We start from the raw sequence: 12,091 nt of genomic DNA, 5'->3' as shown, positions 1-12,091 counted from the left end.
CGTAAAAACGCATATGAAGGAGGGGCCAATCTTGGCGCTTTTTAAAAGTAAAAATAATACGGTGGTTGTCGATGGACAACTCAAAATCCCAAACCATATTGCCATTATAATGGATGGTAATGGCAGGTGGGCCAAAAAACGCTTAATGCCACGTGTTGCAGGCCATAAAATTGGCATGAATACTGTCAAAAAAATCGCTACAGCTGCGAGTGACTTAGGCGTTAAGGTTCTGACATTATATGCATTTTCAACAGAGAATTGGTCTCGTCCTAATGACGAGGTCAGTTTTTTGATGAAGTTACCGATTGATTTTTTTAACGAATTCGTACCGGATTTGATTAAAAATAACATCCGTGTCAATGTTATGGGGAATATTGCACAACTACCCGCGGAAACACAACGCGCAGTAAATCGTGCTATTGCCCAAACGGCTGGTGGCACTGGTATGATTTTAAATTTTGCCTTGAATTACGGTGGGCAAATTGAAATTGTGTCAACAGCTAAGAAAATTGCGACCATGGTGGCTGAAGGCCTTATCAAGCCTGAAGATATTGACGCCAAATTATTTGCAGATTCATTACAAACAGGAACTCTGGGTGAATTGGCAGCGCCGGATTTGATGATTCGTACCTCAGGTGAGTTACGTTTAAGCAATTTTATGCCTTATCAATCAGCTTATGCCGAACTGTATTTTACCAATGTGTTATGGCCTGATTATACTGCTGATGACTTAGTAGAAGCGATTGCTTCTTTTACGGCACGTGATCGTCGCTTTGGCGGCTTAAATGTAACTGAAAAGTATGAAAGTGAGTCTTAATAAATGAGAACACGCGTTATAACAGCCGTAGTGGCTTTGATTATTTTTGTACCGCTACTGATTATCGGTAGTTGGCCTTTGTTAATATTGACAATTGCTATGGGTGTCGTTGGTGTTAGTGAAATTTTACGTATGAAGCACCGATTTTTAGTATCTGCAGAAGCAATCATTAGTTTTATTGGTGTGGTTGCAATTATTTTACCGAATAGTTTTTGGCAGACAGTGCCGCTGATTAGAAGTTCGCACATTGTTTTCTACATTTTGGCATTTTTGATGGTCTTAAATACGATATTTGTCAAAAATCGCTTTAATTTCGATGATGCTGGAGCACTTGTACTCACAATGCTGTATGTTGGGATAGGGTTTCACTACTTCTATCAAGCCGACACGGTAGGATTATCAACAGTGATGTTTGGTATGTTGATCGTTTGGATTACTGATTCTGGGGCATATATGGTGGGTCGTGCGATTGGGAAAAATAAATTAGCACCCAAGATTAGCCCTAACAAAACCTGGGAAGGCTCGATTGGTGGGAGTGTAGTAGCTGTTATTGTTGTGCCAACACTTTTTGCATTGTGTCATTGGCTTCCTGAATACCATTATTTAGAGTTATTATTCTTTACAATTATGCTTTCTATTGCAGGACAACTTGGTGATTTGATTGAATCAGGGTTTAAAAGACATTATGGTGTTAAAGATTCGGGAAATATCTTACCAGGTCATGGTGGTATACTAGACCGCTTTGATTCAATGCTAGTTGTTATGCCACTGATGTCTATTTTAGGCATGTTAGGATAATCATATGAGTTTAACCGCAGTTATTGCATTCATTTTTATTTTTGGTGTTTTAGTCACTGTGCACGAATTTGGGCATTTTATAGTGGCTAAGAAATCTGGGGTCCTTGTGCGTGAATTTGCCATTGGTATGGGACCAAAATTGTTAAATTGGCGACGCAATCATACAACGTATACCATACGTATTTTGCCAGTCGGTGGCTATGTACGTATGGCAGGTATGGATGAAGAAGCTGATTTGGAGGCTGGACAAAGGATTCGTCTGCAATTTAATGACAATCAAGTTGTCATTAAAATTGATACACGTGCTGATGAGGCGGTTGCCGGAGTACCTTTTCAAGTCGATAGTTTTGATTTAACCAATCAATTAACAGTAACCGGATTTTTGCAGGATAGCACTGAAAAACGGACATTTAATGTTGCGCACGATGCTATTATTTTTGAAAAAAGTGGGGTGGCTGTGCAAATTGCCCCACAAGACACATGGGTTCAGAGCGCAGCTGTTTATAAACGTGCGTTAATTAATATTGCTGGACCAGTCATGAACTTTTTACTAGCGTTGGGAATTTTCATTAGTTTGGGATTTATACAGCAAAGTGTCACTTTAAATGACACAGTTGTTGGCAATGTTCAGTCAAATATGCCAGCTGATCGAGCTGGTATGCGAGCAAATGATGATATTGTCAGTATTGACAAGCACAAAGTGAAGACATGGTTTCAAATGTCTACAATCATTGGTTCAGCTACTAAGCAGCAGAATTTGACAGTTGTGGTCAAACGGCACGGTGAATTAAAGACGCTACATATGATACCCATTGATTTAAAATCTTCAGATGCTCAGCAAAAAGTCATTGGGATAACTGCGAAAACATATACCGATTTTGGAGCACGAGTTAAGTACGGTATAGTATCAACTATTGCAGTTGTACAACGTGTATGGTACGCTTTATCACATTTGTTTACGGGTGGTTTTAGCTTAAATAAGCTTGGTGGGCCAGTGTCAATTGCGAAACAGACATCAACGGTTGCCAAAACAGGCTTCTTAAATATTTTGATTTTTATGGCCATGTTATCAGTTAATTTAGGTATAATGAATTTGATTCCAATCCCAGCACTAGATGGTGGCAAACTGGTTTTAAACGCAATTGAAGCGATTATCCGTCGGCCATTACCAGCATCATTTGAGAATGGCGTAACCATTGCTGGTGCAGTATTTATGATTGCTTTAATGGTAGCCGTAACAATTAACGATTTACTGCGGTAAATTAGTAATTATTATTTTATAACAAAAAAACAGGCGCATTTCGCGTCGTACATAATTAAAAAAGAAAATCGAGGATACCCATGAAACAGTCGAAACTATTAATGCCAACTTTACGAGAAGTGCCGGCAGATGCCGAAGTTAAGAGTCATCAATTATTATTAAAGGCTGGATTTATCCGACCAGTATCAGCAGGCACGTTTTCATACCTACCTATGGCTAAGCGCGTCCTTAATAAAATCGAGCAGATTATTCGTGAAGAAATGGATCGTATTGATGCTAATGAGATGTTAGTACCAGAAATTTTACCAGCTGAGTTATGGCAAAAATCCGGTCGTTATACAACTTATGGCCCTAATCTTTATAAATTTAAGAATCGTCAAGATCGTGACTTTATTTTAGGACCAACTCACGAAGAAACTTTTACACAATTAATGGCTGACGATATCAAGTCATATAAAAAGTTACCTTTGGTGGTTTATCAAATTCAACCAAAATTCCGTGATGAAAATAGACCTCGTTTTGGTTTGTTACGTACACGTGAATTTATTATGAAAGACGCTTATTCTTTTAGTGCTGACCAAGCAGGATTAGACACAGCCTTTCGTAATATGGAATCTGCTTATACCAATGTTTTTGATCGTATTGGTTTAAATTATCGTGCCATTGTTGGTGATGCAGGAGCAATGGGTGGTTCAGATTCTAAAGAATTTTCTGCACCCGCTGCAGCCGGAGAAGATATTATTGCTTACTCCGATACAACTGATTATGCAGCTAATTTAGAAATGGCAAAAGATTTTTATGAGCGTCAAAAGCCAACTTTTTCAGCAGAGCCACTTGAAAAAATTGATACGCCCAATGAAAAAACGATTGAAGAGTTGTCACAATTACTTGATGTACCGGCTGAAAAGCTAGCCAAAACCATTATGTTTATGGCAGATGGTGAATTGGTCGCAGTGGTAACAACTGGCGATTTTGAAGTTAATGACGTGAAGGTTCAAAATTTCTTGCAGGCTGATACGTTAGAACTAGCAGAAGAAGGACAAGTCAAAGCGTTGATTGGTGCCAGTTTTGGCTCATTGGGACCAGTTAAATTGCCTGAGAATGTTCGATTATTGGTTGACGAACGGGCAGCTGATTTAGTGAATTTTGCAGCTGGTGCTAATGAAGATGGTAAGCATTATCTTAATATTAATTGGCAACGTGACGTTCAACTAACCGAAGAAAATATCGGTGATTTCAGAACGGCACGAGAAGGTGATGTCGCTGTTGACGGTCATGGTCATTTAGTGTTTACTAAGGGAATTGAAATAGGGCATATATTTAAGCTTGGAACACGATATTCTAAGGCCATGGGCGCACAAGTGCTTGACGAAAATGGCCGACAGGTGGATATGATTATGGGATCATATGGAATTGGTGTGTCACGACTATTGAGCGCCATTGTTGAGCAAAAAGCTGATGATGACGGTTTGGTTTGGCCAGCCAGTGTCGCACCTTTTGATGTTCATATCGTACCAGTTAATACAAAAGATGACGAACAAGCACGCGTTGCCAGTCAGCTTGAAGAATTGCTGACAAAGCAAGGGCTTGAAGTACTTATTGATGATCGTAAAGAACGTGCAGGGGTTAAATTTGCTGATGCCGATTTGATTGGATTGCCTATTCGTATTACAGTTGGTAAAAAAGCTAGTGAAGATGTTGTTGAAGTTAAGGTGCGTGCAAGCAACACGAATATTGAAATGCGTGTCAGTGAAGTGGTTGATTCTGTTTCAGTATTATTGAATGGTGACAAGTAAGTAAAACTAGCCGATATAATCGGCTTTTTTACTCGAGAATAGTGAGGGGATTTATGGCATTAACCCAACAAGAACAATTAACGCATTTGATGACACAGATTGGTTTGTCAGATGAATTACAATCCTACTTTATAAATGGTCGTTTAACGCAAGTGATTGTGTCTAAGCAAGACAAACTATGGACGTTTAAAATAGCATTAACAGCTATTTTGCCAGCCAATGTGTTTGTCCAATTTAGACAACAGTTACATACGGCATTTACAAACATTGCTCAGATTAAGTTAGATATTACAACAACTGACCGCAGTATTAATGAAATACAGATGAATCAGTACTGGCATCTGGCTTTATCAGATTCAAAATTAAATCATACGACAGCGCAACAATTGGCTAGTAATACAAGCTTGGCATTACTAGATGAGACGCAGTATACCGTTGCAGTTGGTGCCGAATCACTCTTTAAAGCGCTCAATCAAGATGTTATCGATTCAATCGTTGCAGCATATCAAACTTTTGGATTTCCTGAAATTACTTTAACACCTCAGCAAGATGAAGCACTAGCACAACAAATTGAAGATAGTGTTGCCCAACATCATGCGAAAGCACAAGAAGACTTACAAAAGGCAATTCGTGCTAGCGAACAAGCGAAGCCGAAAACGACAGCTGAAGGTGTTGCACTCACGCTTGGCCGTAAAATTGCCACTGACGCGGATATTACGCGACTAGAAACAATCGATTCTGAAGAAAATCGCGTGGTTGTTGAAGGATTTATTTTTGCTAATGAAGTGCGTGAATTACGTTCCGGACGCAAATTAATGACGATTAAAATAACTGATTATTCAAGTTCGATTTCAGCAAAAAAATTCTCAAATAATGAGAATGACGAAGCTGTTTTTGATCAAATTAAGCCAGGTATGTGGGTTCGTTTATCTGGTAATGTGCAAGAGGATACATACGCTCGTGAATTAGTTCTTAATATTTATGATCTACAGGTGATAGACCATGCTAATCGTGCAGAGTCGTATCAAGGTGAAACTAAACACATTGAGTTACATGTCCACACGGCAATGTCTGCTATGGATGCAGTGACCGATTATGGTGCGCTGGCAAAGTTAGCAAAAAATTGGGGGCAAGAGGCCTTAGGTGTGGTTGATACGGCAAACGTTCAAGGCTTTCCAGAAGCTGTTGCGGCCGGTAAAAAAAATGATTTGAAAATGATTTATGGCATGGAAGCTAATCTTGTCGAAGATGGCGAGCCAATTGCCTTTAACCTTGCGCCAGTTCCTCTTTTAGGAAAAGAAACAATTTATGTCGCATTTGATTTAGAAACCACCGGATTATCTGCTGTTACGGACAAAATTATTGAATTATCAGCTGTCAAAATGCAGATGGGCAATGTGATTGACAAGTTTTCAGAATATATCAATCCGGGATTTCCGTTGTCTGATTTTACAACTGAGTTGACCTCCATTACTGATGCGATGGTGGCTAATGCAGACACCGAAGAAAGTATAGTATCGCGCTTTAGAGCGTGGGTTGGGGATGCTATTTTAGTCGGCCATAATGTTACATTTGATATTGGATTTATGAATGCGGCTTATAGTCGCTACAATCAGCCCGATATCAGTAACCCGATTATTGATACTTTACCATTTACACGCTGGCTTTACCCAGATTATAAGTCGTACCGTTTAGGAACGATTGCAAAACGTTTTAATATCAACTTAGAGCAGGCGCATCGAGCAATTTTTGATTCGGAAACAACGGGACACATTGCTTGGCGACTAATTAAGGAAGCTAATACGACCTATGCTTTAACAGACCATGAACAACTCAATGATCATATGACAGAGGGAGACGCCTGGAAACATGGCCGCCCAGTCCATGCCACATTATTAGTTCAGAATACAGTTGGTCTAAAAAATCTTTATAAATTAGTGTCACGATCAAACATTGAGTTTTTTGCTCGTGTACCACGTATTCCAAGATCCGTGCTTAATCAGTTGCGTGAAGGTTTATTGATTGGTACGGGTGACACCAGTGGCGATGTGATTATGACACTGATTGAAAAGGGCCGTGTAGCTGCTTTACAAAAAGCAAAGTATTATGATTTTATTGAAATTCAACCCACCGCAAATTATGCACCAATGATAGAATCAGGTTTGATTGCTAATGAGTCACAATTGCAATCAATATTAAAAGATATGGTCAGTATTGGTGATGAGCTGGATAAAACGGTTGTTGTGACTGGTGATATTAAGTACACAAATCCTGAAGACCGGATTTATCGTCAAATTTTAATTGGCACGCAGCCCGGTAATCCGCAAAATCGTACGGCACTACCAGAGAATTATTTTCGAACAACACAACAACTTTTGGACGATTTTGCTTTTATGGGTGATACTTTAGCCCGCCAGTTGGTAATTGATAACACGCATAAAATTGCTAATTGCTTGGAAACAATTACACCATTGAAAAGTGGTTCATATCCGCCAAACATTCCGACAGCTGGGGACGAATTAACTAGACGCACATTTGAAAATGCGAAACGATGGTACGGTGATCCTTTGCCAGAAGTGATACAGGCTCGAATTGATCAAGAATTAGAGGCGATTATTGGAAATGGCTTTGCGCCACACTACATGATTGCACAAAAATTAGTTGAAAAATCGAACAAGGATGGCTACTTAGTAGGCTCGCGTGGGTCAGTTGGTTCTTCTTTTGTCGCTACAATGTCAGGAATAACTGAAGTTAATCCTTTTGCACCGCACTACCGTAGTGCACATGGTGATTATTTTGAGTTAGCTGATCCCAAAATATATGAATCTGGTTATGATTTACCTGATAAGCCTGACCCGAATCACCCTGGGGAGATGCTAATTGGTGACGGTCAAAACATTCCATTTGAAACTTTTATGGGGTTCAAGGGTGATAAAGTGCCCGATATTGATTTGAATTTTTCTGGTGATTATCAACCTATTGCACATAATTACATGAAAGTATTGTTTGGTGAACATAATGTTTACCGTGCAGGAACGATTGCTACCGTAGCAGAAAAAACTGCTTTTGGGTATGTTAAAGGCTTTGAACGTGATCATGATAAAAATTATCGTGGTACTGAGGTAGAACGATTAGCACAAGGTATTACAGGGGTAAAACGGACCACAGGACAACATCCAGGCGGTATTTTAATTGTGCCGCGTGAATATGATGTGTATGATTTTACGCCAGTACAATACCCAGCTGATGATCAAAAGTCATTGTGGCAGACCACACACATGGATTATCATGCTATTCATGATAACCTGTTGAAAATGGATATTTTGGGTCATGATGATCCTACCATGGTTCGTACGTTAAAAGATATGTCTGGTATTGATCCACAATCCATACCAGTTAATGACCCTGGCGTTTTGAGCTTGTTTACGTCGACTGATGCGCTTGGGGTTAACCCTGAACAAATATTTTCTAAAACGGGTACATTAGGATTACCAGAGTTCGGCACAAATTTCGTCCGTGGTATGTTGGAAGAAACGCAGCCGCATACTTATTCCGAGCTACTACAGATTTCTGGACTATCGCACGGCACAGATGTTTGGTTAGGCAACGCCAACGAATTAATTGAAAATGGCACTGCAACGATCGGTACCGTTATTGGAACACGTGACAAAATCATGACCGATTTGATTAACTGGGGCTTTCCAGCGGCGGATGCTTTTAACGTTATGGAAAAAGTCCGTAAAGGTAAAGGCATTACTGATGAATATCAGGCGCAATTAAGAGCGGCTAAAATTCCAGAGTGGTATATCCAATCAATGCTTAAAATTAAGTATATGTTCCCACGTGCACACGCGGCGGCATATGTCTTGATGGCGCTTCGTATTGCTTATTTTAAGGTTTATTTCCCGACAATATATTATGCTACGTATTTTTCTGTGCGGGCCGACCAATTTGATATTGTGGCGATGAGCCGTGGAAAAAATGCAACTAAAGAGGCTTTAAAGCGGTTGCGTGCTTTGGGCAATGATGCGACGGTCGGCGATAAAAATTTGCTAACCGTGTTAGAAATGGCTAATGAAGCTTTAGAACGTGGCATTCAATTCTCCATGGTTGATTTGTATCGGTCGGAAGCAAGTGAGTGGGTGATTGACGGTGATACGTTGATTCCACCATTCTCAGCTGTCCCCAGTTTAGGTGAAAACGTAGCAAAGCAGATTATTGTGGCACGACAAGAAAAGCCGTTTTTAAGTAAAGAGGATTTGAAAAAGCGAGGCAAAGTTTCGCAAACTATTATTGATTATTTATCACAGAATTCGGTCCTTGATGGTATGCCTGATGAAAATCAGCTTAGTTTGTTTGATTTTTAATCAGTCGCACACTTAATATGACCTATAAAACAACGATAGGATATGATTGTTATGAAACATGAATGGCATCAGAAGGTTGCAAATTATTTTGAATATGTTTTAAATGTTGTGATTATTGTTATTGGTGTTGTAATATTTGGCTTTTTGTTGCGGTCAATCTATCATTTATTACACTTACTGCTAACCGTGAACGATATGCGCGCTGACTTTAATGAAATCACTGAGTCAACTTTGGCTGTATTTTTGTTTTTTGAGTTTATGAGTTTAATACGAGAATACTTTATTAAAGATGCGCATATTAGTATGGAAAGTTTTCTATATATTGGGGTCACAGCATTAATTCGAGCTATTTTGGTCTATCACGATCAAACAATGCGAACGCTATTATTAGCATTATCGATATTTTTACTCGTGATTGCTTTAACATTTTATCGCTTTTTTCGAGAAAAAACGAAAAGATTACAAAAAAGCAAATGAAGACTACTTATTATCAATAAGTAATAATCATTTGCTTTTTTTTTTAATAATTACAGGCATAGCTATAGGCTCTTTGCTTAAGAAAAAGCGCCTGATTACGCGTTTTTTACTAGGGTCAATATGTTATGATTAAATGGTAATAATCTTTCGGAGGAATGTGTTGTAGGACACAACATACTGAGATCATGACTAAAAAAATTGTAGTTCTCGGCAGCTTAAATGTCGATAATATTATGAAAATGCCACGTATGCCGTTAGAAGGGGAAACAATGGCGTTGACAGATGTCACTACTGCACCTGGTGGTAAAGGCGCTAATCAGGCAGTTGCTGCTGCGCGTCAAGGCGCAGAAGTATCGTTTATAGGTGCAGTCGGCAACGATGCTAATGGCCAGTTTATGCGTGCAACGCTATTAACCAACGGTGTGAATGTTGATGCTGTCACCACCAATGGGGATGTCCCTACTGGCTCTGCTTATATTATGTTACAAGATAGTGGGGCTAACACAATATTAATCCACGGTGGCGCCAATCAAGCGCTTACTGTAGCTGATTTAGACAAAACAATGATTGCTGATGCTGACACACTCATTGCACAGTTCGAAGTGCCGTTGGATGTCATCATTGCAGCTTTTAAAGTTGCTAAGGCTAATGGTGTTCAGACAATTCTCAACCCAGCGCCTGCTGTCTATGATTTGACGCCAGAACTCATGGCGGTGACAGATATTATTTTGCCAAATGAAACAGAAGCCCAACTATTATCAGGGTTGACTGTTGAAAATGATGAAGCAGTATTGAATCGCGTGAGTGATGACCTATTGTCTCAGGGTGTGTCGCGCAGTGTCATCACCTTAGGTGATGCTGGGTCTTTTGTGGCAGATGGTCAGAAACGCTGGTGGGCAAAACCAAATAAAGTTAAGGCGGTAGATACAACAGCTGCTGGAGATACTTTTATTGGCACATTGGCAACGGTTATTGCACCTGATTTTTCTAATTTAGATGATGCCATACATCGTGCAAGTGTTGCTAGTGCAATAGCTGTTACTCGGGCAGGAGCTATTCCTTCTATTCCAACAAGTGATGAGGTAGAGGCTTTTAAATGACCAATTTACCACAAGATTTTATTGATAAATACACGCGATTACTCGGGCAATCAGCGCCTGATTTTTTTGCGTCCTTTAATGCACCTGTGGCAAAAGGCTATCGTATTAATCCATTAAAAGCGAACAGTAAAACATTTGACACACCAAATGATGGCCGCGTGCCATATGGGGAATGGGGTTATTTTGGTACGGTGTCAGGACATGCAGTGGATCATGTTACAGGTGTAGTTTATTCGCAAGAACCATCTGCTCAATTTGTCGGCGAAGTGCTTCATCCAAAACCTGGTGAACGCGTATTAGATTTAGCTGCTGCCCCAGGTGGTAAGTCAACACATTTGGCAGCTTTTATGCAGCAACAAGGTTTACTATGGTCGAATGAAATTTTTTTGAACCGAGCCAAAATATTGAGTGAAAATATTGAACGAATGGGCGTCCAAAACAGTATTGTCAGTTCGCAAACACCTGCCGAACTCAGTGCCAAATTACCCCAATATTTCGATAAAATATTATTAGATGCGCCTTGTTCGGGCGAGGGAATGTTTCACAAAAATGAGGCAGCTATTCAGCAGTGGCATAAAGATTTCCCTCAAGAATTAGCGGATTTACAGCGAGATATTTTAAGTGAAGCTGTTAAAATGTTAAAGCCGGGTGGTCAAATTGTTTATTCAACGTGCACATTTGCTCCGGAAGAAGATGAGCAAATGATTGCCTGGTTGTTATCAACATACCCTGAGTTTAGCCTAGAAGTCATTAATAAACCTGTATCGGCACGAATTGATGATGGCGAGCCTGCATGGGCTGATAAAGCTTATACTGATGGCACAAATCATCAAAGCCAAACACAATCACAACAGATACTTAAACAGACAGCTAGACTTTGGCCCAATCACTTGCAAGGCGAAGGGCATTTTGTAGCTAAGCTCTCAAAACAGGCTAACCCAGAAGCGCAACAAGACAATGTTAAGCGCATGAAGTCAGTGACTTTAAATGCCACACAACAAGAAATACTAATTACTTTCCTTCATGACACGATGATTGACTTTAATTTGCAAGGACGCCAATGGCAATTATTTGGGGATCGTTTGTACTTAGCGCCAATCGATTCGCCTGATATTAGCAATCTGAAAATTTTACGCTTGGGACTTGAGGTAGGGACATTCAAAAAGAATCGTTTTGAACCTGCACATGCTTTGGCCTTGGCCTTGCCGGCGAAAGACTTCGTCCAGCACTATGAGATGACTACATTAGAATGGGCAAAATATGTTCACGGCGATGTTATTCGCCCTAGTAAGCAGCTTCAGAAAGGCTGGGTTTTAATGACAGCCAATGGTAATGGTGCTGGGTGGGGTCGCTACGTTGACGGCCAAATTAAAAATTTCTTTCCTAAAGGGTTACGTTTCGTCGTTCAACAAGATAAGGTAAGTGATAATCAATAGGTCATTGTCAATGACTTTATTTGGGCTTGTGTAAGAGTT

General features: G+C 39.9%; 8 protein-coding genes. All 8 read left to right on the top strand.

The annotated features are described in order from the left end of the window. Positions 1 to 31 precede the first annotated feature (31 nt). Positions 32 to 817: an isoprenyl transferase gene (locus FGL72_RS05240; RefSeq protein WP_004903475.1), complete on the top strand. Its 786-nt coding sequence runs from the start codon at positions 32 to 34 to the stop codon at positions 815 to 817. Between the two features lie 3 nt (positions 818 to 820). Continuing rightward, a complete protein-coding gene (locus tag FGL72_RS05235) occupies positions 821 to 1,615 on the top strand; it encodes a phosphatidate cytidylyltransferase (RefSeq protein ID WP_004903473.1) in 795 nt (264 codons plus the stop codon). A gap of 4 nt (positions 1,616 to 1,619) precedes the next feature. Continuing rightward, positions 1,620 to 2,876, top strand: coding sequence for an RIP metalloprotease RseP (rseP, locus tag FGL72_RS05230; protein ID WP_085698916.1), 1,257 nt, complete (start codon positions 1,620 to 1,622; stop codon positions 2,874 to 2,876). Between the two features lie 80 nt (positions 2,877 to 2,956). Next, positions 2,957 to 4,672: a proline--tRNA ligase gene (locus tag FGL72_RS05225; protein ID WP_004907278.1), complete on the top strand. Its 1,716-nt coding sequence runs from the start codon at positions 2,957 to 2,959 to the stop codon at positions 4,670 to 4,672. 53 nt (positions 4,673 to 4,725) lie between these two features. Next, a complete protein-coding gene (locus tag FGL72_RS05220) occupies positions 4,726 to 9,039 on the top strand; it encodes a PolC-type DNA polymerase III (RefSeq protein WP_085698918.1) in 4,314 nt (1,437 codons plus the stop codon). 51 nt (positions 9,040 to 9,090) lie between these two features. After that, the gene (locus FGL72_RS05215; protein WP_004907269.1) at positions 9,091 to 9,516 is read left to right on the top strand and encodes a phosphate-starvation-inducible protein PsiE; all 426 of its coding nucleotides are present in this window, start codon (positions 9,091 to 9,093) and stop codon (positions 9,514 to 9,516) included. Between the two features lie 185 nt (positions 9,517 to 9,701). Then, complete coding sequence (gene rbsK, locus FGL72_RS05210; protein ID WP_004903462.1) at positions 9,702 to 10,616, top strand: ribokinase; 915 nt, start codon at positions 9,702 to 9,704, stop codon at positions 10,614 to 10,616. Further along, positions 10,613 to 12,052 (top strand): RsmB/NOP family class I SAM-dependent RNA methyltransferase, encoded by a 1,440-nt coding sequence (locus FGL72_RS05205; RefSeq protein ID WP_004904127.1) that lies wholly within the window; start codon positions 10,613 to 10,615, stop codon positions 12,050 to 12,052. The genes rbsK and FGL72_RS05205 overlap by 4 nt, the downstream gene beginning before the upstream one ends. The last annotated feature ends 39 nt before the right edge of the window (positions 12,053 to 12,091 follow it).

Origin of the sequence: Leuconostoc citreum (assembly GCF_007954785.1) — a bacterium.
Taxonomy (GTDB): Bacteria; Bacillota; Bacilli; order Lactobacillales; family Lactobacillaceae; genus Leuconostoc; species Leuconostoc citreum.
The sequence above is the reverse complement of the archived record's forward strand: the minus strand, read 5'-3'. Positions and strand labels throughout refer to the sequence as shown.